The organism is Opitutaceae bacterium, assembly GCA_015075305.1.
Taxonomy (GTDB): Bacteria; Verrucomicrobiota; Verrucomicrobiia; order Opitutales; family Opitutaceae; genus UBA6669.
On the sequence record JABTUS010000001.1, the window covers coordinates 619,753 to 645,843 of the forward strand.

General features: G+C 64.2%; 24 protein-coding genes. 9 read left to right on the forward strand and 15 right to left on the reverse strand.

Annotated features, from left to right (window positions below; all coding sequences use genetic code 11):
• Window positions 1-18: 18 nt before the first annotated feature.
• The gene (locus tag HS122_02480; GenBank protein MBE7537265.1) at window positions 19-846 is read right to left on the reverse strand and encodes a prohibitin family protein; all 828 of its coding nucleotides are present in this window, start codon (window positions 844-846) and stop codon (window positions 19-21) included.
• A gap of 185 nt (window positions 847-1,031) precedes the next feature.
• Between HS122_02480 and HS122_02485 the strand changes: the two genes are divergently transcribed.
• The 3 genes from HS122_02485 (at window position 1,032) to HS122_02495 (ending at window position 4,217) form a co-directional block, all read left to right on the forward strand.
• Window positions 1,032-2,276, forward strand: a complete 1,245-nt coding sequence (locus HS122_02485; protein MBE7537266.1) for a DUF2851 family protein — start codon at window positions 1,032-1,034, stop codon at window positions 2,274-2,276.
• A gap of 182 nt (window positions 2,277-2,458) precedes the next feature.
• Window positions 2,459-3,340 (forward strand): MBL fold metallo-hydrolase, encoded by an 882-nt coding sequence (locus tag HS122_02490; protein MBE7537267.1) that lies wholly within the window; start codon window positions 2,459-2,461, stop codon window positions 3,338-3,340.
• The gene (locus tag HS122_02495) at window positions 3,333-4,217 is read left to right on the forward strand and encodes an NAD(P)-dependent oxidoreductase (protein MBE7537268.1); all 885 of its coding nucleotides are present in this window, start codon (window positions 3,333-3,335) and stop codon (window positions 4,215-4,217) included. Before HS122_02490 ends, HS122_02495 begins: the two co-directional genes overlap by 8 nt.
• Before the next feature lie 66 nt (window positions 4,218-4,283).
• Here the strand turns inward: HS122_02495 and HS122_02500 are convergent, their stop codons facing one another.
• From HS122_02500 to leuC, 8 genes are all read right to left on the reverse strand, one after another.
• Complete coding sequence (locus HS122_02500; protein MBE7537269.1) at window positions 4,284-5,135, reverse strand: RluA family pseudouridine synthase; 852 nt, start codon at window positions 5,133-5,135, stop codon at window positions 4,284-4,286.
• A complete protein-coding gene (locus HS122_02505) occupies window positions 5,066-6,220 on the reverse strand; it encodes a hypothetical protein (GenBank protein ID MBE7537270.1) in 1,155 nt (384 codons plus the stop codon). Before HS122_02505 ends, HS122_02500 begins: the two co-directional genes overlap by 70 nt.
• A 15-nt stretch (window positions 6,221-6,235) precedes the next feature.
• Window positions 6,236-6,817, reverse strand: a complete 582-nt coding sequence (maf, locus tag HS122_02510) for a septum formation protein Maf (protein MBE7537271.1) — start codon at window positions 6,815-6,817, stop codon at window positions 6,236-6,238.
• An 8-nt stretch (window positions 6,818-6,825) separates the two neighbouring features.
• On the reverse strand, window positions 6,826-7,518 hold the full coding sequence (locus HS122_02515; protein ID MBE7537272.1) for an SDR family oxidoreductase: 693 nt from the start codon (window positions 7,516-7,518) through the stop codon (window positions 6,826-6,828).
• 4 nt (window positions 7,519-7,522) lie between these two features.
• Complete coding sequence (locus tag HS122_02520; protein ID MBE7537273.1) at window positions 7,523-7,924, reverse strand: biopolymer transporter ExbD; 402 nt, start codon at window positions 7,922-7,924, stop codon at window positions 7,523-7,525.
• A complete protein-coding gene (locus tag HS122_02525) occupies window positions 7,921-8,538 on the reverse strand; it encodes a MotA/TolQ/ExbB proton channel family protein (protein ID MBE7537274.1) in 618 nt (205 codons plus the stop codon). The genes HS122_02520 and HS122_02525 overlap by 4 nt, the downstream gene beginning before the upstream one ends.
• A 224-nt stretch (window positions 8,539-8,762) precedes the next feature.
• Complete coding sequence (leuD, locus tag HS122_02530) at window positions 8,763-9,365, reverse strand: 3-isopropylmalate dehydratase small subunit (GenBank protein MBE7537275.1); 603 nt, start codon at window positions 9,363-9,365, stop codon at window positions 8,763-8,765.
• Window positions 9,366-9,375: 10 nt separating this feature from the next.
• Window positions 9,376-10,791 carry a 3-isopropylmalate dehydratase large subunit gene (gene leuC, locus HS122_02535; GenBank protein ID MBE7537276.1) on the reverse strand — a complete coding sequence of 472 codons (1,416 nt, stop codon included), beginning with the start codon at window positions 10,789-10,791 and terminating at the stop codon, window positions 9,376-9,378.
• Between the two features lie 103 nt (window positions 10,792-10,894).
• Here leuC and HS122_02540 point away from each other — a divergent pair, with 103 nt between their 5' ends.
• Window positions 10,895-11,890: a LysR family transcriptional regulator gene (locus HS122_02540; GenBank protein ID MBE7537277.1), complete on the forward strand. Its 996-nt coding sequence runs from the start codon at window positions 10,895-10,897 to the stop codon at window positions 11,888-11,890.
• Here HS122_02540 and pcp read toward each other — a convergent pair.
• From pcp to pxpB, 4 genes are all read right to left on the reverse strand, one after another.
• Window positions 11,862-12,524: a pyroglutamyl-peptidase I gene (gene pcp, locus HS122_02545; GenBank protein ID MBE7537278.1), complete on the reverse strand. Its 663-nt coding sequence runs from the start codon at window positions 12,522-12,524 to the stop codon at window positions 11,862-11,864. The two genes, HS122_02540 and pcp, sit on opposite strands and share 29 nt — an antisense overlap.
• Window positions 12,525-12,591: 67 nt before the next feature.
• The gene (locus HS122_02550) at window positions 12,592-13,362 is read right to left on the reverse strand and encodes a LamB/YcsF family protein (GenBank protein ID MBE7537279.1); all 771 of its coding nucleotides are present in this window, start codon (window positions 13,360-13,362) and stop codon (window positions 12,592-12,594) included.
• Window positions 13,349-14,308 (reverse strand): biotin-dependent carboxyltransferase, encoded by a 960-nt coding sequence (locus tag HS122_02555; protein MBE7537280.1) that lies wholly within the window; start codon window positions 14,306-14,308, stop codon window positions 13,349-13,351. The genes HS122_02550 and HS122_02555 overlap by 14 nt, the downstream gene beginning before the upstream one ends.
• A complete protein-coding gene (pxpB, locus tag HS122_02560; GenBank protein ID MBE7537281.1) occupies window positions 14,305-14,946 on the reverse strand; it encodes a 5-oxoprolinase subunit PxpB in 642 nt (213 codons plus the stop codon). The genes HS122_02555 and pxpB overlap by 4 nt, the downstream gene beginning before the upstream one ends.
• Window positions 14,947-15,183: 237 nt before the next feature.
• Here pxpB and HS122_02565 point away from each other — a divergent pair, with 237 nt between their 5' ends.
• The 5 genes from HS122_02565 (at window position 15,184) to HS122_02585 (ending at window position 19,878) form a co-directional block, all read left to right on the forward strand.
• Window positions 15,184-15,825 carry a hypothetical protein gene (locus HS122_02565; protein ID MBE7537282.1) on the forward strand — a complete coding sequence of 214 codons (642 nt, stop codon included), beginning with the start codon at window positions 15,184-15,186 and terminating at the stop codon, window positions 15,823-15,825.
• A complete protein-coding gene (locus tag HS122_02570) occupies window positions 15,822-17,036 on the forward strand; it encodes a cytochrome c biogenesis protein ResB (GenBank protein ID MBE7537283.1) in 1,215 nt (404 codons plus the stop codon). Before HS122_02565 ends, HS122_02570 begins: the two co-directional genes overlap by 4 nt.
• A gap of 1 nt (window position 17,037) precedes the next feature.
• The gene (gene ccsA / locus HS122_02575; GenBank protein ID MBE7537284.1) at window positions 17,038-19,044 is read left to right on the forward strand and encodes a cytochrome c biogenesis protein CcsA; all 2,007 of its coding nucleotides are present in this window, start codon (window positions 17,038-17,040) and stop codon (window positions 19,042-19,044) included.
• A gap of 241 nt (window positions 19,045-19,285) precedes the next feature.
• Window positions 19,286-19,486, forward strand: coding sequence for a type II toxin-antitoxin system VapB family antitoxin (locus HS122_02580; protein MBE7537285.1), 201 nt, complete (start codon window positions 19,286-19,288; stop codon window positions 19,484-19,486).
• A 5-nt stretch (window positions 19,487-19,491) separates the two neighbouring features.
• Window positions 19,492-19,878, forward strand: coding sequence for a type II toxin-antitoxin system VapC family toxin (locus HS122_02585; protein MBE7537286.1), 387 nt, complete (start codon window positions 19,492-19,494; stop codon window positions 19,876-19,878).
• A gap of 78 nt (window positions 19,879-19,956) precedes the next feature.
• Here the strand turns inward: HS122_02585 and HS122_02590 are convergent, their stop codons facing one another.
• Window positions 19,957-23,142 carry a UvrD-helicase domain-containing protein gene (locus HS122_02590; GenBank protein MBE7537287.1) on the reverse strand — a complete coding sequence of 1,062 codons (3,186 nt, stop codon included), beginning with the start codon at window positions 23,140-23,142 and terminating at the stop codon, window positions 19,957-19,959.
• The gene (locus tag HS122_02595; GenBank protein ID MBE7537288.1) at window positions 23,139-26,063 is read right to left on the reverse strand and encodes a PD-(D/E)XK nuclease family protein; all 2,925 of its coding nucleotides are present in this window, start codon (window positions 26,061-26,063) and stop codon (window positions 23,139-23,141) included. The genes HS122_02590 and HS122_02595 overlap by 4 nt, the downstream gene beginning before the upstream one ends.
• Window positions 26,064-26,091 lie beyond the last annotated feature (28 nt).

The window sequence follows — 26,091 nt, forward strand, 5'->3', positions numbered from 1 at the left end:
GTCATGCCACGACAAGGGCTAATTTCCGGAACCTCCGGACTTTGCATTTCCAATATTGGTGAGGGGCAGGATGAGATTCGTGCCGCCATTGCCTCCTCCGGTGCCGCCAATGACCAGCGGCGAACGGCCATCCCACTTCTCCACGATCTGAAGCTCAATCAGCCCGGGCGTCTCCTTCAGCGCAAGTCCACGGATGCGAATCGCATCAGCCTCGCCCTGCGCCTTGATCTTCGCGGTCTCCGCCTCGATCTGCGCCTTCTGCTGCGTATAGCGCGACTTCGCCGCCTCCTGCTCCTGCACCATCTTCGCTTCAATCGCCTGCTCAAGCTCCTTGGACAACGTGATGTTTTCAATCACCAGGTCCTCGATGAACAGCAGGCTTCCAACCTTCTCACGTGCCGCCGCCAGCGACTTCGTCTTCACATCCTCGCGCTGCCGCACAATCTGCTCGGCGCTCTGAAGCGCGGTGACTTCCTTCAGGGCCTCCTGAACACGCGGCGCCACCAGGCTTTCAAACGGGTCGCCCGCATAGTCCTTGTAAATCTTGACCACCATCGCCTCCGGAATGCGGTAAAGCACCCGCAGCGTCACGTTCACCTGCTGCAGATCCGAGGAATAGCACTCGGACTCCAGCGACTGCGTCTGCTGCTTGACCATCACCCGCACCAGACGCGAAACCATCGGCACCTTTGTCCCAAAGCCCTCGGGGCGCGGTTGTTCATCGACCTTGCCCAGCGTGACAAGCACACCGCGTTCGCCGGGTTCGACGACATAGGTGCACTGCGACAATGCGATGACGGCCACTACAATGAGTATGCCAACGCCAACCAGTTTTCCGGGGTTCATATCGCCCGAAAAAACGACCGGACAGCCACGGGATCAAGCTTCTCCGATGGAGAATTGCCGTGGATTTTTCCATGGAGCCGTGATTCGAATCCGACCCAGCCCCGGACAAGCTGCAAAACACAGCCCTGAATACGGCACTCCGCGGACTTGCCGCGACCATCGAAAGTCGGTGAGGAACTGGATGCATGGGAGCACCTGTCACAGTCTCATCGGATGAACTTGCCGAAGTGCAGGGGCTCTACGGTCCGTTTCAGTTTCCGGAGAGTCTGCTTCAGAAAATCTGGCTGCGCCGGGAAATCGACATCGCAAGCGCGCACACCCAGTGCGGCCGGCGCGTGGAGGTGATCCACCCCGGGCGATGGAACCGCCTCGGCGGACCCGATTTCAAGCACGCGCGTCTTCGCCTCAACGGCGTGGAAACAACGGGCGACATCGAGCTTCATCTTCGCGCCGAGGACTGGAGGCATCATGGCCACCATCGGGACCCCGCCTATGACCAGGTTGTGCTTCATGTTGTGCTCTGGAGCGGACCGGACCCGCGCACCGAACAATCCGCGGGGCGGTCAATTCCCACCCTGGCCCTGCTGCCGCTGCTTCTGTATCCATTGGAAGAATACGCAGCCGACGCGGTGGTCGAGCGCCTTGCCGACCGGGCCTGCACGCGGGCCACCGAGGAGCTGCTCACCCTGCCAGATCAAGAGCGCCGCAAGACACTCCGCCTTCACGCGGCGGCCCGCTGGAAACAAAAGGTCAGCTACCTCAAGCGGCGGATTGACCGGCTCGGATGGACAGACGCCTGCCACCACACCGCGCTGGAGATTCTCGGCTATCGGCACAATCGCGCGCCCATGTTCCGGATCGCACAGCGATGGCCGCTCAATGCATGGCAAGCCGATCCCTCTCCCGTCGCCGAGGCATGCGCAGGCGAGACGGGCCGCTGGAGCATGCAGGGCGTGCGCCCGGCCAATCACCCGGCAACGCGGCTGCGGCAATACGCTCAATGGACACGCGCAGTGCCCGACTGGCCCGCGCTTTTTCTGGATGCCGCCGCCGTGCGCGCTCTGTCGGGCATTTTTCCCGCTGATGCACCTGTCAATCCGGAGACCGGCTCACGGGCATTCCGCTCATCCACAGGAATCACGCGTACCCGTGCGCACATTTTCCAGCATTGGTGCGGCGCGGCATTCGGCGGTCCGCGCCTCGACACCCTGATCTGCAATCTACTTCTGCCAGCACTCTCGTTTCAATCCAACGCAGACGGCGCACAGGCGCTCTGGCTTCATTGGTACGCAGGGGATCTTCCTCCACACATTGCGCAATCGCTTCGTGACCTCGACCTCCTCTCGTACGAGCAGCCGATCTGCCATGGGCTCGTGCAGGGGCTTCTCGGCTGGTGGATCGATCATGAAAGCTCGTCGATGAAACGGTAGTCGCTGTCGCTTTCACGCAGTGTGCGGCAGACGCCGGCATGCGCCCATCGCGCGCACCAATCCGGAGGGAATGACGCAACGTCCCGCCTTCGAGAGCCGACGCTTGCACTCCTCGCCTCATCAACTATTCCTGACTGTTCCTCCCGTCGACGCGCGGGATCAACCCTCCAGCTTGTCAAACCATGGCCAGGATTCCACTCGAAGACAGTTTTGCCGACGTCATCAACAAGGCCCAGCGCGGGCTCAAGATTTCCGACGACGATCTCGCCGCGCGCGCTGATGTCTCGAAGGCCGATCTGGCCGCGGTCAAGGCCGGCAAGCCCATCATCCCGGTCATTCGCCGCGTCGCCCGACATCTCCGCCTCGCCCCCAACCCGCTGGAATCCCTGGCCCGCAAGGAATGGTACCCCGAACAGCCCGTTTTTCCGCGGGGCTTCGCCATGTTCAACACGACCTACGAGGACATGACGGTCAACAGCTACCTCGTGTGGGATCCAAAATCCAAGGTGGCCTCGGTTTTCGACACCGGTGCCTCCGCGCATGACCTCCTCGACCTGGTCGAAACGAGCAAACTCAAGGTCCACTACATCTTCATCACTCACGCGCACGAGGATCACATCGCGGACCTCGACACCCTTGTGGCAAGGACCGGCGCGGAAATCTGGTCGCACGAGCTCGAGCCCCTCTCGCGCCCGGATGCGCGAACCTTCAAGGAGGGCGCCTATTTTCACGTCGGTGACATCGCGATCAAGACGCTGCTCACCAGCGGTCACTCCCCGGGCATGACCACCTTCTACATCACGGGCCTGAGCTGGCCGCTGGCCATCGTGGGCGACGCCGTTTTCTCAAGCTCCATGGGCGGCAGCCAGACCGCGTTCGAGGAGCAGTACCGCATGAACGTGGAGAAGATCTTCACCCTGCCCCGCGACACCGTGATCGCGCCCGGGCACGGACCGTTGACGACCGTAGCCCAGGAAAAGCACCACAATCCCTTTTATGCGTCGCGAACGGAGAAATCCAACCTCGCGGACATCAAACAAAAAACCGATTCCACTCATGTCTGATAAAATCGCATTCGTCGGTGTGGGCCGCATGGGCGCCAACATGGCGCGCCGCCTGCACGAAACAGGATTCGCCGTCACCGCCGTGCACGACGCGCATGCGCCCGCCGCTGCGGCGCTCGCCAGCGAGCTCAAGACACTGCACGCGCCAAACCTCGCCGCGGTGACCGCCGCCGCGGATGTCATCATCACGGTTGTCACGGACGATGCCGCCCAACTGGGCATCTATGCCGAAAAGGGGGACTCCCTGCTCGTCGGCGCGAAGGGAAAAACCTTCATCAACTGCGCCACGCTTTCTCCGAAAACTCATCTGGAAACGGAGCGTCGCGCGAAGTCCGCAGGCGCCTCGACCCTCGAGGGCTGCATGGCTTCCTCGATACCGCAGGCGCGCGCCGGTACGCTCTACCTGATGTGCGGGGGCGACCGCGCCGTGTTCGACCGGGTGAAACCGATCCTTGAAAAGCTCAGCCAGTCGCCACGCTACATCGGCCGGACCGGTCAGGCCGCCCAGGTGAAGGCCCTGGTCAACATGGTCATGAACATCAACACGGCCGGCCTGGCCGAGGGACTCGGACTCGGCGCCGCGCTCGGTCTCGACCTCGACATGCTGCGCGAGGTTTTTGCTCAGACCGGCGCCAATTCACAGGTGCTCAAGACCGACGGCGAAGACATGCAGAACCGTTCCCACGACTGCTACTTCTCCGCAGCACACGCGGCAAAGGATTCCACCATTGCCTGGAAAATGGGTGTGGAGGCGGGCATCAACATGCCGCTGGCCGCCGCAACCAAGCTCCAGTTCGATCGCATGGTGACTCTTGGAATCGGTGACCTCGACAAGAGCGGAATCGCCGAACTGACGTTCAAGGGCCGCAATGCCTGAACGCCTCGTCATCCTATCTCACGACCTTCGCGGACCGTCGCCCTTTGCGTCGGTCCGTTTTCATTTTCAGCGTCCCTTTCCAACCCCACGCAACGCTTCATCGAACGCCTCCGGCAGTTCCGCGCGCGCCGTAAACCGCCAGGTTTTTCCCGACCACTCGTAGTCGAAGGCCGTCTCGGAGGAGTGAAGGAAAAGCCGCTTGAGCCCGGTCCTCCGGATGAAGTCCCGGTTCAACCGAAAATCGCCATAGGTCGCGTCGCCCACAATCGGCAGGTGACGGTGTGCGCATTGCACGCGCAACTGGTGGCTGCGTCCGGTTCTGGGCTCCAACTGAAGCAGCGCAAGCGGAGGATTCCCGGGATTGGCGCGGATGACGCGAACCTTCGCCTCGGATGGAATGTTTCCCGACGCCTCGGTTCGGATGACACCCCCCTGTTTCCTCACCGACAACCGATCGCGCCAGACCTGCACCGCCGGCGCTGTCGAACCGAAAACCAACGCGTGATACTGCTTGTGTATTCGCCGGCGCTTGAACTGTTCGCGTATGTCGCGTGCCAGCGCCTCGCCCGAGGCCGCCAGAATCACGCCCGAAGTCCCTGAATCCAGCCGGTTGAGGAGGTACAGTTTGTGCCCGCCCTGACCATCCGCCATGCCCGAGTAATACTCGCCGTCCAGCGAATAGCCCGCTGTCAGCAGCGAGCGCGACCGATCGGCCGCCGCGTTTGGATGCGACAGCACGCCCTCGGGCTTGGAAAGCGCGACGATGCCGTTCGGATCATGACCTATGAGCTCCACCCCTGGACCGAGCGGAAGATTTGACAACCAGGCTGGGGTCCGCCCGCTCACGGTCAGTTGTAGTAGAACGTAAAGGTGAGCTCCTGCTCGTGGCCCAGCACAGCGACCATCTCGTCGCTCCATTTGCCATAGGGCGACCGCGCCGTGATCGCGCTCACGCAAAGGCGCTTGGGATGCTGCGGACCGGGACTGTCGTCGGCGGTGATGTCGGTCACCGCGCCTTCATCATTCAGGCGAAAAGTCACGACCACGACGGTGCCGGGTGAGGGCATGGAGCCCGTCTCGCTCAGCAGGCGTTCCCACTGGATCTGCACCGTTTCAATGAGGCGCTGAAGATAGGCGCCATATTCGCTCCACTTCGCGTTGTAGGCGACCGGACCAATGTTCTTCGTGCCGATGGGATTGTTGGCGAGAAACGCCGGACGCACCTGTTTCTCGGGAATGCGCTCCCGCTGCATCGGACGCCTCGGATCAATGCGCACCACCTGGCCGCTGGCTGTCACAACCTCGCGCACCTCCGGTGAATCTCCTTCCGAGGAATCATCCGCACGCTTTGCGTTGGGCGGGGGAAGTTTTGCGATGTTGCTGCCGATGCTGTCAGGCGCCTCGCCATCCACCTTCTCAAAACCCGGCAGCGGCGCGCGCGCCTGTTTCGCCGCCTCCTGGGCGACGGCCTCGGCGGCGGCCTGCTCGGCGCGCTCCTGATCCGGACTCGGCGGGGTTGGCGGCGAAGGCAGCTCGATCGGCTCCGGCTGCGCAAGGCGCCCGGTCACGATCGCCGTTGAATCCGTCACCTTCTTGTCCTCGCTCTTCGGCGCCTCGCTCTTGTCGTCATTCTCCGACGGCTTTTCCTGCGCAACCTGCTGGTTCTGCGCCCCAAAGTTTGCGGTTTGATCCGGGGGGTTGTCGGGCGCGTCAGGATTGGTCTCAACAAACTTGAACGGCTTGGGCGGCGGCTTGGGAGCCTCCTCCTCGGGAGCCAGATCGATGTTGAAGTTCTTCTCCTGTGGCACCCTTTCCAGAAGCCGCGCATTGGGATCCGGCTTGAATACCCGCGGAACCGCAACAAAGAGGAGCAGGTGCACAATCAGCGTCGCCAGCACGCTGATTTGAACCGTCTTCCGCGAACTGTCCGTCTTCCAGATCGCAGGCTGGCCGACGCGCCGCCTCGGACGTTTGACGGGAGCGGGTTCGGCAAGGAAGTTCATGGCGACGTCGGGACGCTACCCCAGAAGACCGGCACGGGTCAAAAATTGTTTCGTGAGTGACATCGGCAGGCCCACAATCGTGCTCAGTTCCCCGGTGTGGCGCGCCACCAGCATGTCCCCATACTCCTGAATCCCATAGGCTCCCGCCTTGTCGAGCACATGCACGCGACCCAGGTAGGCCTCGATGTCCGCGTCGGAAAGCGGCCTGAAGGTCACCTCGGCCACCGCCACGTCATCGAGCCGCAATCCCCGTTCGCGGTGGCGCAGGGCGACGCCGGTGAACACGCGATGAGTCCTGCCGGAAAGGCGCCGCAACATGTGCGCGGCAGCCGCATGATCGGCGGGCTTGTTGAGCGCCTCGTCATCAAGCGCAACGGTGGTGTCGGCGCCCAGCACCACCGCCGCGGGATGGCGCTCCGCCACCCAGTCAGCCTTGAGCGCGGCGTTGCCGCTCACCATCTCGCGTGGAAGGGTCCCGGGAGCCTCGTCCTCCTTCACCGCGGCGGTCACAACTTCAAATGCCAGCCCCAGCGTGCGCAGGAGCTCGCGGCGGCGCGGGGACGCGGATGCGAGCAGCAATGACGGTCGGGCTGCCACGGTATCCGCTATTCCGATACGCCACCGATCGACAGGGAGCGCCCGCTGTCCTTCGGACCGAGCGCCAGCAGGAACGGCACCGCCTTCTTCGCCCACGCATCGGGCTTGGGATGCGCGGCCGCGCCGCCGCCCCACGCCACGCGAAGCATGTCGGTGTCGATCACGCCCGGGCTCAGGGGAACCGCAGCCATGCCCGCAGGCAGGTCCTCGGCGAGCGCCTTGGTCAGCCCCTCAACGCCCCATTTGCTCATGCAGTAGGGGGCGACGCCCGCCGACACGCTCCGCCCCCAGCCTGATGAGAAATTCACGATGACACCCCTGCCCGCCTTCACCATCGCGGGCACAAAATGCCTGATCACATTCGCAACGCCCCGCAGATTCACATCGACGAGCTGCGTGAAGGTCCGGTCCTCCTCCTCCCAGAGGGGCTTCGGCTGGTTCATCAGCGCCGCATTGTTGATCAGCAGATCGGGCGCGCCATGCCCGCCAAGAACGTCCGCGGCCCAGATGCCCACCTTGACGTCGTTCGCGACGTCGACCACCTGGAAACTGTGCGGCGCCGCGTGCGCAAGGCGAAGATCGAAGATGCCCTCGCCTCCCCTGCCGCATCCAAAGACGGTGTGGCCGCGTGCAATGAACTCCTCGGCGAGCGCGCGTCCAAGCCCGCGGGTGACTCCGGTGATGACAATTTTTCTTCCCATGGCGCTATTGCCTCACCTGCATCACGACCTTGTTCAAGCCGAGCTTGCGGCACGCATCCCAGACCTCGGTCACCTTCTTGAACTGCGTCACCTCGTCCGCCCGGACCAGGACCGACGTGTCCTTGTTGATCCGCTTCACCTCCTCAAGGAGCCCGTGCAGATCCTGGAACGAAACAAGCTTTCCGTTGAAGCTGATGCGTCCGTCCTTGTCGACGCCGATGGTGACCTTGCCGGCAAACTCGTTTTTTCCCGCAGTGTCGACCTTGGGCACGTTGATGTTCAACTGCGCGCCGGACCGAGCCTGCATGGTGACGTAGGCAAAAAGCACGAGCATCACGAGCACGTCGATCAGCGGCACGAGCGGCAGTTCGGGGCGCCGTCGCGGGCGTCGGCTGACTATGCTCATCGCGTGGACGCTTCCGCCCTGACCTCGCCGTCCTGAGCCTGCTGCGCAAGGAGGCGCTCGAGCAGCACGTCCAACTGCGCGCCGCGCTTGTCCACGATGCGCTGGAGAAACGTGCTTCCGAGGAGAGCTGGAAGCGCGATGGTGAGGCCAAGGATTGTGGCGGAAAGGGCATAGCCGACGCTCTCGGTGAATTTCACCGGGTCCGGCATCTTTGTGTCGGGATCCACCACGGAAAACGCGCCAAGCAGGCCGGTCACCGTTCCAATGAGGCCGATGAGCGGCGCGGCCGCATAAATGGTATCCAGATAGCTGATGCCCCTCTCCAACTTGATCACCTCAAGCCTGGCGTAGGCTTTTGTGGCCTCAACATCACCCGTGTGACGACCGGCAAACGTGAGGATGCGTCCAAGAGTCGATCGCTTCTCCACCGGGGGAACCTGCCCCTCAATGACAGCCTCCGCCAGCTCGTCGGGGATGACCACCGCGCGCCGGAGGGAGATCATGCGCTCAATGATGATGTAGACCGCGGCGGCGGAACAGAGCCCGAGCGGATAGATGAGCAGACCCGCCTCGCGAAGGACGCGTCCCAAGTCAATGGTTGTGGCAAGAAACATGATTGGCAGTTCCTGAATGACGCCGCCCGGCATGAAAAGGTTCATCAAATTTTGGAAAGACGTGGCGATTCTCGCAGTTCCCTGCACCAAGGCCAACTGCTTCCATTATCACCAGAATCCAGCCGGCTGCAAACACTTCCAACGGCGAACCAGCCCGGCACGGGCGATGAAACGTCTTCATCAGGCGTTTTCAAACCATCCGGAGCCGCGGGCGATCCGCCAATTCAGGCGGCCAGGTAGGGCAGCGATTTCGCCTTTTCAGCCACTGCAGCTCGGCCCTCCAGTAGTTCGCCAATGGCATCCCATCGCCCGTTCACAAGTGCATCATGCGCGCTTTCACGCATCGTCGCCTTGATCGTGCGGCCGCCGAACCGAATCTCCTGTTTGACCAGATCGAGCGTGACTTCGACAGCCGGATTTGACTCCACGGCCGCCGAAAGGACGGCGATGTCGTCGCGTGACGCCGACAGGCATGGAATCCCGAGCGTTGTGCAGTTGCCAAAGAAGATCTCGGCGAAATTTTCGGCCACGATCGCCTTGAAGCCGTACTTCTGAATGGCCTGGGGAGCGTGTTCCCGGGAGGAGCCGCAGCCGAAATTGGCGCCGGAAATCAGAATGGTCGCTCCTTTGAAGCGCGGGTCGTTCAGCGGATGGCTGCGATCCGAACCGTCGGCGTTTTTGCGCACGTCGTAAAAGAGGAACTCGCCGAGTCCGTCAAAGGTGACGCACTTCATGAAGCGCGCGGGAATGATGCGATCCGTATCGATGTCGTTTCCATGAACGGTGACAGCGCGACCGGCGACGAGGGATATTTTTGCAAGTGACATGGCGGAGAGCTCAGTTGTTGAGGGCGAAGACTTCACGGGCATCGGCCACGTGACCGGTCACGGCGGCTGCCGCAACCATGAGCGGGCTCATCAGGATCGTGCGCCCCGTGACGGAGCCCTGCCGGCCCTTGAAGTTGCGGTTCGAGGAACTCGCGCAGACCTGGTCGCCGATCAGCTTGTCGGGATTCATCGCCAGGCACATGGAGCAGCCCGCAGCACGCCATTCGAAGCCCGCATCGGACAGCACTTTGTCGATGCCCTCCTTTTCGCACTGGATCGCGACGATCTGGGAGCCCGGCACCGCGATGGCCTTCACGCCCGCGGCGACCTTTTTCCCCTTCACAAATCGGGCGACCTCGCGAAAGTCGGAAAGCCGTCCATTCGTACACGAGCCGAGAAACGCGACATCGATGTGCGTCCCCTTGATCGGCGCGCCCGGGCGAAGCTTCATGTAGGCGAGCGCCTCCTCGATCGAGGCCTTCTCATCCGCCCCGGCGGCGAGCTTTGGATCCGGAATCGATTCATTGATGGATATGCCCTGGCCCGGATTGATGCCCCAGGTGACGGTCGGGGCTATCTCAGCCGCGTCGATCCTGAAAACATCGTCGTACCTGCACCCGGGATCCGAGGCGTAGGATTTCCACAGCGCCACCGCCGCGTCCCACGCCGCACCCTTGGGGGAGTACGGCCGCCCCTTCAGATAGGCAAAGGTGGTTTCATCGGGATTCACATATCCCGCGCGCGCGCCGCCCTCGATCGACATGTTGCACACGGTCATGCGCTCCTCCATCGTGAAACCGTCGAACACGTTGCCCGCGTACTCATACGCGTAGCCGGTGCCGCCATTCACTCCGAGCACGCGGATGATGTGAAGAATGACATCCTTGGCATAAACGCCCGGTCGCAGTTTGCCGTTCACCTCGATCCTCCGGACCTTCAGCGGCGCCAGGGCCATCGTCTGCGTGGCGAGCACGTCGCGCACCTGGCTGGTGCCGATGCCGAACGCTATTGCGCCGAAAGCCCCGTGGGTCGAAGTGTGGGAGTCGCCGCAGGCGATCGTCGTTCCCGGCTGGGTGATCCCCTGCTCGGGACCCACGATGTGCACGATGCCCTGCTTGCCGGTGGATCGGTCGAAAAACGTGATGCCGAACTGCGCGCAGTTGCGGCGAAGCTCATCCATCATCGCCTGCGCGAGCGGATCGCGATACGGCTCGGCAAACTGGTCCGTGGGAACGATGTGGTCCACCGTCGCAAACGTGCGGTGCGGCATCATGACCTTCAGCCCGAGGTCGCGCAGCATGCCGAACGCCTGCGGGCTGGTCACCTCATGAATGAGATGCGTGCCGATCAACAACTGGGTCTGGCCGTTTGCCAGCGTTCGCACCGCGTGTGCGTTCCAGACTTTTTGAAAAAGCGATTGAGCCATGGTAAGGGACAAGAATTGGAAGTGAAACGCGGAGCGTCAACCCCGCGCAGGCGACAATACCAGAGCATTGCGTTGCCAGGAAATGCTCATTTAGTCACCTGTGATGCCGGACAAGTATCAGTTTGATTTTGAGCTTCGACACCTGGTCTGCTTCCGCGAGGTCGCAAGGCGGCTTCATTTTCGCCGGGCCGCCGAGGCGCTGGCCGTGGCCCAGCCCGCGCTCAGCCGGTCCGTGATGCACCTGGAACAGGTCCTCGGGGCAAGGCTGTTCGAGCGCACGCGCCGCGGAGTCAGCCTGACCCCGGCCGGCCAGGCCCTGCTCGATCGCGTCGAGCCGATCCTGCGCTCGGCATCCCAGCTGCCCGAACAGATGCAGGCCGTGACCCTCGGGCAGACGGGCTGTGTTCAGGTCGCCTTCAATGGACTCGCGATGGCGACGGTCCTCCCCGGGATCCTGCGCGAGTTCCATCGCCGCCATCCGGGCGTCCGGCTCGAGCTGAATGAGTCACCGACCTCCTCCCAGCTCACCGCCCTCGCCGCCGGCGAGCTGGGCTGCGGGTTCTTCCATCCCGATTCGGCGACGCCCGGCCTGGCGACCCACCTGCTGCTGCGTGAACGCAACGGCGTGCTGCTGCCCGCCGATCATCCACTTGCAGGGACGCCCATCCTGCGCCTGCGCGACCTCCGAGACACGCCTTTCGTGCTCTTCCCCCGCATGCACAATCCAGGTTTCTATGACCGCATGCTCGTTGCCTTCTCCCGGGCCGGCATCACCCCGCGCATTCTCGAGGAAGTCTGGCCCCGGGCCAACGGCATTGGATTCGTGCGCGCGGGCATGGGTGCGACGTTCATGTGTCCATCCGAGGTCCGCCAACTGCCGCCGGACGGTGTGCGCTTTCGAACGCTTGAGGGTCCCGCCCCCGAAAGCAGGCTCGTCGTGGGATGGAATGCCGCCACCCCGGTTGCCCCCGCCCTTCAAGCCCTGATTGGCATCGCAAAGTCCTTCGCCACGGGCGCACCGGTGTCCGCATCAGAAAGGACGACGCCCCAGCCGCCGGGTGGTGAGTCGCCTAGTGCTCGGCGCCGCCGGAAACCCTGAGCTCCGGCTGGGTGAGGGTCGTGGCAATGATGCTGCGCACCGCGGCGATCTGCGCCGCAAGCGCCATGCTGGGCTGCCCATCCTGGGCGGCCGGCTGCTCGGGCGTCCAGGGCACGTGCACAAATCCCGCGCGCACCCCGCGCCGGGCCGGTCCTGTTGCCAGGGTGTGCATGAGCAGGTAGAAGACGTGGTTGCAGACAAACGTCCCGGCGGTCTGCGACACCGCGGCGGTCACGCCGGCCTGACGCAGCGCCGCCACGATCGCCTTCAGCGGCAGCGTGCTCCAGTACGCCACCGGCCCGCCTGCAACCACCGGTGTATCTATCGGCTGGATACCGGCATTGTCGGGGATGCGCGCATCGTCGACATTGATCGCGACCCGCTCGACATGAATGCCCGCACGCCCCCCTGCCAGCCCAAGGCACACGACCGCGGCCGGACGATGGCGCTTGAGCAGAGCGGGCAGCAGCCGATCGCACTTGTGAAACTCACAGGGCAGCACACGGCCCACAACCCGCGCCGACCCGATGCTTTTTCCATCGAAAGCAAGGGCGATCTCCCCGGAGGGATTGATGGCGTTTCCGCCAAAGGGCTCGAACCCCGTCACGAGAACCTTTTGAGGCACCACAGGCATGACAGGATCCGCTAGCCCGAAAACGCCCGCTCAGCGAGGCGGAACACGTTTGCTCCGGGATCGACTTTCATCGCGTCTCCCGGGTGTCCTGCAACGAATCGCCCGCGCTGGAAAACACAGGTGCCGGACGGACGCCCGCCGCGGCAAGCGCCTGTCGGATTCTTCGCGCAAAGGCCGGCGCATTGCGGCCGTCACCGTGCAGGCAGAGGGTGTCGGCGCGCACGCTCACAATCTTTCCTTCGACCGAACGTACGGTGCCCGTCCTTGCGAAAGCCAGAGCCTGCGCGACTGCCTCGTTCTCGCCTTCAATCACTGCTCCGGGTTTGGACCGCTGAGTCAGCGAGCCGTCGGCCTGGTACGTGCGATCGGCAAACACCTCCTGCGCAACCCTGAGGCCGACGGCCTCGCCCTCCTCCACCTGAACGCTTCCCGACAGCGCAAACAGGATCAGATGCGAACCGCAGTCCCTGACGACCCCGGCCACCGCCCGCGCAACTTCACGATCGCGCGCCGCACGGGAGTACAGGCTTCCATGCAGCTTCACGTGGCGGACCGCCGCGATCCGCTGAAGATCCTTGATCTGAGTTCTCACCAAAGCCGCCACCTCATCGACACCGAGCCCCAGTTCTCGACGCCCGAACCCCTCGCGGTCCGGATACCCGGGATGCGCGCCCACGGCCACGCTATGGCTTTCAGCCAGGGCGGCAATTCGCCGCATCGTGGCGGCGTCCCCCGCATGGGCGCCGCAGGCGATGTTCGCCGACGTTATGAACGGCATGATCTCCTCATCATGCCCCGCCCCTTCACCGAGGTCGCAGTTCAGATCAAGGCTCGCCATGGTGCATCGTCTTCTCAGCCAGCCCCGCCCGAAGCGCCGCATAGGCGGTGTCCATCGCTCTGCGATGATACTGCGCCTCCACAAGGGAGACCTGCTCAAACCGCACCCACTGGCCCGGACGCAGTCGCGCGAGTCGCGGGATGTCCGCTGAAATCACCACGGCAATCTGCGCGTACCCGCCCAGTGTCTGGCAGTCCGCGAGCAGCACGATCGGCTGGCCGTCGGGCGGCACCTGCACCGAACCCAGTGCGATCGGAGCCGAAATCATCTCCCGCGATTCGCTGCGGGGAACCGCCTGGCCGCTGAGACGCAATCCCATGCGATCCGACATCGCCGTCACCGCAAACGGCCCCTCCCAGAAGGTCCGCCTTGCGGCATCATCGAACCAGTCATGCTGCGGCCCCGCGAGCACGCGAAAGACCTGCGTGTCATCGTTCACGTCGGGCACCATTTCGGGAGACACCGACCATCGCTCATGCGTGCGCGATGCCGGGCTTCCACCGCGTCCGATCGCAAGCCTGTCGCCCGCCCTCAACGCACGGCCCTCATGCCCGCCGAATCCACCTGCCAGGTGGGTGGACCGGCTTCCCATCACAAGCGGCACGTCGATGCCTCCGGCAACCGCCAGGCAAACGCGTCCGCCACGCACGATGCCTTCCAACGACACCTCCGCTCCTGCCTCAATGTCCAGGACACGGCGTCCCGCCACCCCCTCGACCCCGGCACCGGCCACGGCGATGCGCGCCGGTGACAGGAATCGCAGAACCGGACCCCGCACCGTGCACTCGAGTCCCGCGGCGGAATCCTCGTTGCCGACGACCGCATTCGCCACACGCAGCGCCATTGAATCCAGCGCCCCGCCAAGAGGGACGCCCGATGCGCGCCAGCCCGGCCTTCCCAGGTCCTGGACGGTTGTCAGGATGCCAGCTCGCACGACCTCGATCATGCCGGCACCGCCGTTTCCTCCAGCGTTGCAGCCGGGACAAACCGCACATGATCGCCTGCCCGCAGGAGGCACGGCTCCGCGCGGCGGGGATCGAACAGCACGCAGGCGGTGCGCCCGATCAGGTTCCATCCACCGGGTGTATCCGAAGGATAGATACCCGAAAAAATTCCGCCAAGGGCGACGCTCCCCGCCGGAACACGCGTGCGCGGAGTCTCCCGGCGCGGCACCTGCATGTCCGAAGGCAGGCCAAGCAGATAGGGAAACCCCGGCGAAAATCCGATCGCTCCCACCCGGAAGTCGATTTCGCCGTGGCGCGCGATCAGGGTGTCCGGCCGCATCCCGAGTCTTTGCGCAACCTCCCTCAGGTCGGGAGCGCAGGCTTCATCGTAACACACCGGGATCGCAAACATGCGTCCACGCTGGACATCGGGCGGCACGCTGACGGCCGCCGCGGTCGCAATCCACTCAGTCACCCGCACGAAGGGATCAGCCCCGCCCACGCCGTTTGGATCAAAATGCACGGCAAGCGTTGAAAACGCCGGCACGATGTCCAGCACTCCCGGCAGATAGAGCGTTTTCAGCGCCGCCACCAGCCGCAGGACCTTCAACGCCGCGGCATCGTCAGCGACTTCATCCATCGCCACCAGGACACAGCAATCACCAAGCTGCCGGCACTCCATCCCGAGACATTGACTGAAACATCAGCACTTCTCAAGAGCGTCACGGTTCCATCCCCCGTGGACGCAATCATCCGGCGAACTTCAAAACGCGACCTGTTGTCGATTGCGTTCGATCAAATGGAGGGCAAGCGTTCAACTGATAGTTGGGCGGTTAGAGTTGAACTTTCCCCAAGGAATCATGACGTGTGTGAGGTCATGTTCCGTTTTTCAGCCGCCTCAGTCGCCATGGCGTCAATGCTTGTTGCCGCCCTTCCGGGGTGCAAGGATCGCGAAATCGCCTCCTATCGCGTCAGGAAGGAGGCTCCCGGCGCACCCGTCACATCAACACCGTCCGGGCCGGTCGGCGCCGCAGCGTCCTCAACCGGCACCGCGTCCTCGATGGCGTCGACTCCCGTTCCAACCGCTGAAGGCCTGGGACTCGAATGGTCCGCGCCCTCGCAATGGACGGCAAAGCCCGCCTCCGCCATGCGTCGCGCAACCTACATGATCTCCGGACGAGGCTCGGCCATCGGTGAACTCGCGGTCACGGCTTTTCCTGGAAACGTTGGGGGGAACCTCGCAAACGTGAATCGCTGGCGCGGCCAGATCCAGCTCGAGCCGGTCACCGAGGCCGATCTCGGAGGAATCCTCGAGCATCACGATGCCGGCGACCTTCACATCGATGTTGTCGACATCAAGGCCGACACCGGTTCCGACCCGCAGCGGATCATCGGCGCCATCGTGCCGCTCGCGGACAGCACATGGTTCTTCAAGTTCAGCGGTCCCGACTCCCTCCTGACCGCTGAAAGACCGGTGATCATCGAATTTCTAAAGACGATCCGGGCCAAAAAATCATGAGCGAAACACGCCGCGCGTTTGTCACGTTCTTAACTTCGCTCAAGCTGACGGTGGTCCTGCTCGCGCTCTCGATCATCCTGGTTTTCTGGGCCACGCTCGCGCAGGTGAAGCTGGGCATCTGGGGAGTGCAGCAGGAGTTTTTCCGGACATTCTTTGTCCTCGGGAAAATCCCCGGGACCGAAATCCCGATTCCTCTTTTTCCCGGCGGCTACACCCTCGGCGGATTCCTGCTTGTGAATCTGATCGCCGCCCACGTCCACCGGTTCAAGTTCACCTGGAGAAAGTCCGGTATCATTCTCACCCATCTCGGTCTGATCCTTCTCCTCATCGGCGAACTGGCCACGAGCCTCTGGCAGAAGGAGTTCATGCTGCGTCTCGACGAGGGACAGACCCGCAGCTACGCGGAGTCCATTCGCGAGACCGAACTGGCGATCGTCGATGCAACGGACCCCCAGTGGGACGATGTCGTCGCCATTCCCACGGATCGCCTGCAGTCACCCGGTGGGATCCAGCACCCGAAACTGCCGTTCAAGGTGGTGACCCGCGCCTACTATCCGAACGCCTTCGTCGACATCCCCTCCGGGGCTGGCGCCCCAGCCCGGCCATCCACCGTGCCCAATCAGGCCACACGCGACATCGGCACCCGCTCGATTGTCCGCCCGCAGCCCGTCACCTATCGTGAGGACCAGCGGAACTGGCCCACCGCCTACGTCGAGCTGATCGGATCCGAGGGATCGCTCGGGACATGGCTGCTCTCGGCCATCCTGATCAATGCCCAGACCTTCGACTACGCCGGACGCACCTGGACAATGCAGATCCGCCCCGAGCGGAAGTACTTTCCGTTTTCGCTCAAGCTGCTCGATTTCAGCCACGACCGCTACGCCGGCACCGAAATCGCCAGAAATTTCTCCAGCCGCGTGCACCTGCACACCGACGACGGCCGCGAGGACCGCGATGTGCTGATCTACATGAACAATCCGCTGCGCTTCGCGGGCATGACATTCTATCAGGCCAGCTTCGAAAACGACGACAAGACCACGATCCTCCAGGTCGTGCGCAATCCCGGCTGGCTCGTTCCGTACATTGCCTGCGTCGCCATGGCCCTCGGCATGGTGATTCAGTTCACCTTCCATCTCGTCGCCTTCGCGCGCAAACGCTCCACCGCACCCTCTCCCTCCGGCACCCGCGCGGCGCCCTCGGCCATCCGCTGACATGAGCAGTCCATCCACCATCGCATCCACGACAGCACGCGATTCCAAGGCACCCAGCCCGGCGCCGCCCGCCCCGCCGAACCCATCGAAACGAGGGCGATGGGCCGCTGGTGTCGCGCTCGTCCTTGGACTGGCCTATCTGGTCGGCCCGCTGTTCAAGGTCGAAACACCCAGGGGCTTCGACTTTGACGGATTCGGTCGTCTGCCGATTCTCGTGAACGGTCGCCTGAAGCCCATGGACACCGTCGCACGGACTTCCCTGCTGATGCTCCAGGACCGCCAGCGCGTCAGCTCGCCGACAACCGGCAATCTTGTCGAATCACCCACCGAGTGGCTGCTCGACGTGCTTTTCCGCCCCGAGATCGCGGACACCTATCCGGTGTTTGCCATCGACAACCCCGATCTGCTGTCGCTGCTCGGATTCACCGAGGAGTCGCTGAAGATCAACTACACGAAAACGTCCCAGCGCGTGCTCGCGGCGGTCGGCTTCATGCCGGGAACGTATCGACGTTTCTCCTACAGGCAGCTCGATCCCAAACTCGCCGAGATCGACAAGCAGTCGCAGCTCGCGCAGCCAACGGAGGAGGCGCTGCGCACGCCGTTTCAGAAGGCCGTCATCGAGCTCCGCGACCGGCTCGTGCTGTACAACCGCCTCAAGCATTCGCTCATCCCGCCGGGCAGCACCAATCCGCTGGCCGAGTTCGACGCCTTCATCAAGGGCATTCCCGCTGGGACGGCCGCGATCCGCGCCCGACAGCAGGGCCAGCCCCATGACGAGGCTGCAGCCAAGGCTACACTCGAATCCGCGCAGCGCTACGAGTTCATGGGTCGCATGGGATACCTCCTGGCCATTCCACCCCTGGACGGTTCCACTGATCCGAATGGCTGGAAGACTGCGGGCAACGCCCTGCTTGAATCCTTTCAAACCGGCGACCTGAATCCGACCGTTCTCGCCTACGCCGGCATGGCGACGGCCTGGCGGGCGCGTCAGGTCGAGCAGTTCAACACCATCGTGAAGCTGTTCCGGGACATCCTGGTGAAGCGGTTTCCCGACCGCCTCTCGAAAACCAACGCCGAGGTTCGCTTCAACGCCGCGGAGCCGTTTCTCCGCTCCTTGACGCTCTATGTCGTTGTGTTCTTTCTCGGCATCTTTTCGTGGATGCGCGCACCGGAGATGCTCGGGCGCTCCGCCAGCGCCCTGCTGATCCTCGCGTGGATCGCCACAACAGTCGGAATCGGAACCCGCATGTGGCTGGAGGGTCGCCCCCCGGTGACCAACCTCTATTCTTCAGCCCTCTTTGTCGGCTGGGCGGCGGTCGGCCTGTGCGTGCTGCTCGAGCGACTGTACCGCAATGGCATCGGCCTGGTCGCCGGCGGGATGATCGGATTCGCCACGCTGCTGATCGCGCACCACCTTTCACTCTCGGGCGACACGCTTGAGATGATGCGCGCCGTGCTGGACTCGAATTTCTGGCTGGCGACCCATGTGGTCACCATCACCGTCGGATACTCCGCGACCTATCTGGCCGGGTTCCTCGCCTTCATCTACGTCATCCGCGGTGTGTTCACGAGCGGGCTCGACGCGCGCACCGCCGCCTCCATCAAGAGCATGGTGTACGGCATCATCTGCTTCGCGGCGCTTTTCAGCCTGGTCGGCACGATCCTCGGCGGGATCTGGGCTGACCAATCCTGGGGCCGCTTCTGGGGCTGGGATCCCAAGGAGAACGGCGCGCTCATCATCGTCATCTGGAACGCCCTGATCCTGCACGCCCGCTGGGGCGGATGGATCCGGACGCGCGGACTCATGGCTCTCGCCATCTTTGGAAACATTGTCACAAGCTGGAGCTGGTTCGGCACCAACATGCTGGGTGTGGGACTGCACAGCTACGGATTCATGGAGGCCGCGTTCTACTGGCTGCTCGCCTTCTGCATCGGACAGGTCGCACTGATCGCCATCGCGAACATCCCCCTCAGGCACTGGCGCAGCGGCAGGCACCTGAACTCCTGAAGAACGAGGTGCCCGCCGGCCGGTTCGATCGACCTCAACTGGAGGGGCATGCATTGTCATCCAATCCGGTCACGACGAAGCGTGCCCCTGCTTTTATTTCGTTGGAAGGGCATGCTTTGTCATGCCCAGGGGACGCACGCTGCAAAACGGTGCCTGGAATTATGCCTCACACCGAGGCTTGCCCATCGCGGCCAGCCTGGGCAGGCTTGACGATGCAGATCAATCATGCACATTCATCTGCATGCGGACGACGCTCAATCTGGATGACTCCCTCATGGAGGAGGCCGGCAGGTACGCAGGCCTGAAGGAGAAGACCGCGCTCCTGCACGAAGGCCTGCGGGCGCTCATCCAGCGGGAGGCGGCGGCACGATTGTCGGCTCTCGGAGGCAAGGACACCAGTGCCAGGGCGGCTCCGCGCCGGAAGCCCGCCGGACGCACGTGAGGGCGTTGGTGGACACTTCGGTCTGGATCGATCATTTCCACAGGGCCGATGTCAATCTTCAGGTGTGTTTGCGGGCGGGAGCGGTCTGGACCCACACCGTGGTCATCGGTGAGCTGGCGGCCGGGCGCCTCAAGCAACGCGCCGAGGTGCTGAATCACCTGCGCAAGCTTCCACAAGCCGCAGAAATCAGCCTGGCCGAAGGGCTGCATCTCCTCGAGGAGCATGCTCTCATGGGCCGTGGTTTGTCCTGGTCGGATGTGCAGTTGCTGGCCGCGGCGCGCATTGACGGGCTGAAACTCTGGACACGGGACAAAGCGCTGGCCCGGGCAGCTCGGGACCTTGGGCTGGCGCTTGCCGTCGCCGGGCCGCGACCGCACCTTCCAGCGCAATGACCGGGCGAAGCCAGGGCATGACGGAGCATGCCCCTCCAGTGGGACTCAAACATTTCCAATCGAGCGCGCGCCGCCAGGTCACGACGGAGCGTTCCCCTCGACAAATTCCCTGATTCGGGTGAACACCAGCGCCGCCGTGACCGCGCTGAGCTCCAGTCCCGTCAGCCTCGCCGCGGCCTTCCGGTAGATTTCAATCTGCCCCGCATACCGACGCGCGGCCTCCAGCGCTTCATCACGGCTTGAAACGCGGTCGGTCTTGAAATCCCAAACTCTCACCCGCAACGGCGCGCCTTGTTCGTCGCGCTCAATCACCACGCGGTCAAACACCCCGGTCACCCACACGCCGTCCAGAATCACCTCGAACGCCCGCTCGCGCCAGAGGTCCGCGCGAGCAGCGCCGGGCGGCCGGCGAAAGACTTTGCCCAGTTCACCGGCCTCCATGCAGGCAATCATTTCCGCGCAGGCCATTGTTCCGATTTCTCCGGGAGGCGTCTTCGCCATGACCCTTTCCCTCCAGGCATCGCCGCTCCACTCCACTACCGCGAACAAGGCATGCACCGCGGTGCCAAATTCCGCGGCAACCCGCGGCTCCAGATCGAAGAGCGCCGGCACGGCCACAAGCGCGCGCTCCGTTCCCGAGGGCGTGAGCGTGGCAAGGCGCGTGCGACGCAGTGCAGGCCGGCCATCGGCATCCGCCGGCAGCCAGGATTCAATGACACCGGGTCGCGCCTGCACCGGCTCCACCCGCTGGATGGACTCATACCAAAGCGGGTTTCCGTCCACATGGCTTTCCCCAACGGCTTCGCGAAGCAGCCTGGGAAACGACAGCGCCTTGGAGTTTCCAACGGGTTCAACAATGACGTACATCGCGCGTTTCGCCCGCGTCATGGCGACATAGAGGACGCAGAGCGATTCATACGCCGCATCCTCCTCCGCCGAGTCCTTGTACGCGCCAAGCACAGCGTCGTGCTCGACAAACGCATTGGGTGGAAGGTCAAGCACCCACTCCACCGATCGATCGGCCGCCTTCCTGACTGCCAGGCCGCGGCGCCGCTGCCCGAGGCCGCCGCCCTCAAGGTCGGGAAGGACAACCAGATCGAATCCGAGCCCCTTCGCCTTGTGAACCGTCATCACCCTGACAACCACAGGCGAATCACCATCGCGCTTCACATGCCTCTCCGCAAATTCCAGGAACTCCGCAAAATCGCGACTCCCCGTCTCATCAAATGCATGCGCGGCCTCAAACCAGTCCCGCGCACGACTCCGGCTGAACTCATCCGCAGGATCGAGCCGCCCCTCCAGATCGCCAATCCAGAATTCAAGCCCTCCGGCAAAGCCGGCCTCGTGCACCGCCGCAATCAGCGCGAGCGTCAGCTCCTCCTGCGTGCGAATCCCGCGGGCCGCCATCACCGCCGCCAATGGCGTCATCTGAACATGCTCCCATGCCAGCGAGTCTCCCGGGAACGCGGCCGCGCGCACGAGCGCAAGCAGCGCCGCTCCCAACGGATTGTCGGTGCACACGGGAATGTCGCTCTCGGCCACGGCCCGCAGGCCGCCCTGCGTGCGGAGGTAGTTGGCCAGTTCAGCCGCCGTGTCGTTCTTCTGCACCAGCAGCGCCACCGTCAATCCCCGGGCGAGCGGATCGATTTCCCGAAGCAGGCGCAGCGTCTCCGAAAACCGCGCATCCTTGTCCGCCGCACAAAGCACCTCCACATGGCCGCCCCTGCCCGGATGCGCGGACGTGTGTTCGCGCCATTCCCTGCTCCACGCCGCCGCTGTTCCCGCGGGCACGACTGTCGCCAGCGCCTGCCTGTCGCCAAAGACGCGGTTAACCAGGCGGATCACCTCGGGACCCGAGCGCCAGGATTGGTTGAGCTGCAGCTCCTCGATCGCGCCCGTCTTCGCGGCGTTGTAGTGATTGAATATCTCGCGGAACAGGCGGGGATCCCCCTCGCGCCAGGAGTAGATCGCCTGTTTCACGTCACCGACATAGAAGAACGAGCGCCGCCCCTCCGGATCCTGCACCGCCTCGTCGATCAGATTCCTGAGGATGCTCCACTGCCCGAAACTCGTGTCCTGAAACTCGTCAAGCAGCCAGTGGTCGTACTCCGCATCGAGGCGCCAGTCGATCGCCAGGCGCAGCTCCTCCCGCGACTCGCCGGGACCTGACAAATGCAGCGTCGGGCCGCCCGCGCCTGGCAGGAGCAGACGCTGGACATCGGCAAAGGTCAGCCTTCCGCCCCGGCGCACGCTGTCGTGATAGACCTGCTCGTATCCGCGCAGCACCGCATGGAGTCCGCGGGTCATCTCAATGCGCCGCTCGATCTCCTCGCGGCCGATCGACAGGATGATGTCACGCAGGACCCTGCCCGCGTCCGGCGAAAGCGAAACTTTCCTTCGTTCAACCGTGAGACTTGCGCGTCCGGACGACAGGTCCCCCCAGACCTTGAAGGCATTGTCCACGATGTACGAGAGCGGCTTGCTCATCGGCGCACCCGCGCGCCATGTTTTCCACTCGGAGAAGAAATCCACGAACCGCTGCCGCTGCTCCACCGACATGCCATCCCACGGGAGCGCGGCTCGCAGTTCATCCCAGGCGTCTTCGCGCACCAGGGGTTGCGCACTCAGCCAGGCGCAACCGTCGGGCCAGATCCTCCCGGGCCGCCCCCAGGCTTCGGGATCCGGAGCCGCCAGGTAGGTCTCCGCATGCTCGTCGAGAAAGCTGTCGAGTCGGCGGCTCAGCTGCTTTTCCTCCGCTCCAAAGGTCGCCCGTTTGAAGGCCTCAATGAAGACCGACTGACGCTTGTCGCTTTCGTCCGATGCCGCGAAGAGCGATCGCAGCACGCGGCGCCGGGCCCGCATGGCCGCGTGCTCCTGCAGAATGTCGAACTCCCCGCTCAGTCCGAGTTCGAGCGGAAAGCTGCGCACAATCCGCGCAAAGAACCCGTCGAGCGTGCCAAGCCTCAGCACCGGCATCGCATCCACGACTGTGCGCAGCATCGCGAGGAAGTCCGCGCATGAGTGTCCCTCCCAGCCAATGGCGCGCGCCAGGCGCCGCGCCTCGTCCTCGCCGGCCGCCGCCCTGGCCAGCTTGTTCAGGATCTCATCGAAGAACTCGCCCGCCGCCTTCCGCGTGAATGTCAGCGCGACGATCCGCTCCGGAGAGACGCCGCGCGCCAGCAGCGCAACGTACCGGTTGGTCAGTGCATGGGTCTTGCCCGAACCCGCCGAGGCGAGGATCATCGTGTGGCGCAGCGGAGTCATGAACCGCCTCCCTTCGGAGCGTCCGTTCCCTTGAGTTTCCCGGCAACTTCAGGATCGATGCTCTCAACCGCCCCACGGTGAAACAGTTCGGCCCAGTCGTCATCCTCCGGTCGCGGAATCTCCACCGGCGGCCAGAACCTGCCTGCGGCGATCGCCGCCGAAACTCCCTCAAGGCAGGCGTTCGCCGATCGCTGAAGACCGGCATCAAGATCCTCCCACAGCGCCACCTTCGAGTCGGCGATCGCCTTCGGAAGATTGAAATAGCCGCATTCGACTCCGCTTCCGAACTCCTTCTCAAGCACGAGGCGGTAAACGGGCAGTTGAAGGTCAGTCCACACATGCTCCTTCCCTCCGACCAGCACACGCTGCCAGGCGTCCCGCGCATCATCACCCCTCCGGCTGGTCCTGAGATGCGCAACCTGCGGCGGCACCGCCCTGTCCGATGTCTTGTAGTCGACGACGCGAACCCGCCCGGGAGTCTTTTCATTGAGGTCGACCCGGTCGATGACGCCGCGAATCCGGATGCCCCGGACATCGATGTCAAACTTCCATTCAACGCGCTCGGTGCGCCAGCCGAGGTCGCGTTCGTCCGCCTCGATCGCCGCCGCCTTGAGGATGCGCTGGCGGGCCGACTGGAACTGCGCAAGAAGCGGCAGGGTCCGCAGATCACCGTAGCGCCGGCTGGCCTCCCGCTCAAAATGGTCCAGGAGAAAGCCGGGCAGATCCTTCCTGGGATCAAGCCTCCGCGCCTCAGGATCGGCCAGATGTTGAAGGGTCGCGTGAATCAGATTGCCGAAATCGCGCGCGTCCAGCTCCGCCTTGTCCAGCTCCACTCTCCTCAGCCCAAGTGCATGCCTGAGATGGAATCGAAACGGACACGCCAGCCAGTCGCGTAGTGCGGTGACGGATACGCGTTCAGGCGGGGCGGCGGGTTTCGGCCGGAGCCGCCACGCCCGCGTCCAGGGAACCGAAGCCTGCCCCGCCTCGACATTGCGGAAGAGCCAGCCCACCCGGTCCGGGAGCTCCCCATCCCTGCATTGCAGGAGCAGGCGCGAGGGTTTCAGCGGATCACCCGTCGCCGCGGTCTTGCCGACGAGCAGATCAAGCCTCCCCGCACCGCCCGCGCGGCTCGCCGCGACCGACTGCAGCATGTACGCGTCGCGCGCAAAGCGCATGGCGTTGTTCGTCAGTCCAATCCTCCGCCTCGCGGCCTCGGGCAGAAACGCGTCGCCCACCACGGACTCCGGCACGCATCCGTCATTCATGCCGGCGATCACAAGATGGGGCGCATCCTCCCAGAGAAGCTCGAGCCAGCCGCTGAGTTCCAGCGCGTCGGCATTCCGCTCCGGGAACCGCACGCGTTCACCGTGCAGAGAGAGGCAGAGCTCCCAGGCCTCATTCAAGCCGATGCGTCCCGACGGCATCGACTCCAGCGCCGCGGCCGCCTCCCGCAGCGTTTCCGTCCAGGCTTCAATCGACTCAAACAGCAGCGATCCCGCCTCGATCCGGCGGCCGGCGAAAATCTGCTGCAGAGCGGTCACGGCATTCCCGGGAAATGAACCGGCGACAAGGACGCTCCGGAGTCCGGCAAGCCGCGCCAGCGCGTCTCGAGCGGTGGAGAATCGTCCGGCGGCGTCCGCTTCCCCCTCGCCGGGGGAGGCATGACGAATCGCCTCCGACAGCGTGGGCGGCAGGTGCGCCTCGCCGATCGCGTCGGTCTCGCTGAGCAGACGCGCGGCGGATCCGCGGGGACCCGCCGCGGTGCGAAGCCACTCCAGCACATCCGGGCATCGAACCAGGCCCCTGACCGCATCCCACGAATCCGAGCGTGCGAAATCCGCCAGCACGGACAGCAGGGCATGAAAGCCCTCGTTGCGCCAGGGATGTCCGGAAGGATTGTACGCAACGAATCCCGCGCGCTTGAGCGACTGCTCGAGCGCGGGCAGCACACTTGTATCCGCAACGCCAATACCGAGGAGCTCCCTCGCATCCGGCGCGCGGCCGGCCAGCCCCGCCACCTGCTCCGCCTGCTCCCTGGGGTCGGCGCACAGATGAACCCGCTCCTTGAAATCCGGCCAGTCGAGCCGTCGGCGGCACCAGGCCTCCGGCAGCGGCCGCCCCCAGGCATCGAAGAGCGCGTCCACCGGTTCGTCCAGGGGCCCGTGAATCAGCACCGACACCGGAATCCGTTCCGCATGACGGGCCAGCACGCTCGCCGCCAGAGGAATCGGATCGGGCGTGGCGATCACTGCAATCCTCTCAATTCCCTCCGGCAACCCGGAGACCTTCGACTGTTCGAGTGTGGCGAGGATGGGGTCCTCCAGCCCGCTCCGTCGAAGAATCCGTTCGACCTCACGCGTGAGCCCGGCGAGTTGCGTCCACCGCTCATCCTCGGAAAATGCGGCGCCTCCCGCGCGCATGGCGGGTGACACCGAGGCAATCGTGAGCCCGCCCTCGAGCAGGAGGCGCTGCAGCTTCATCAACTGCGCACCGAGTTCGCGCGCCCAGGTGAAGGAGCGGGATGCCGGGTCGACCGGGAAAACCGCGCGCACATCCTCCAACTTCACCTTTCGCAGCGCTTCGATCCACGCCAGCAGATGCTGCGCGCGGGATGCCACGCGCTCCCGCCCCTCACCGGTCGACAGGAAGAACTCCGGCAGGACAACCTTGGGAGGAAACGCGGCCTGTCCGGCCTCCGCCGCCAGCATGGCCAGCGCTTCGCGCAGCCGCCGTCCGGACTGCCTCGTGGGGACCACCACAAGCCAGTCGCCCAGGTCGAGCGGGCCCCGCCCTGTCCAGTCGCGTGCAAACCATTCCGCGGCGGATCGAGGCAGCGGCCGCTCCCAGGGCAGGACATGACGCCGCACCCCGGATTCCCCGCCGCCAGGATCGGCCCGCCGCATTTCAGGAGACTTCGCCACGGCCTCCTACGCTTTCGACGCGCTGCCA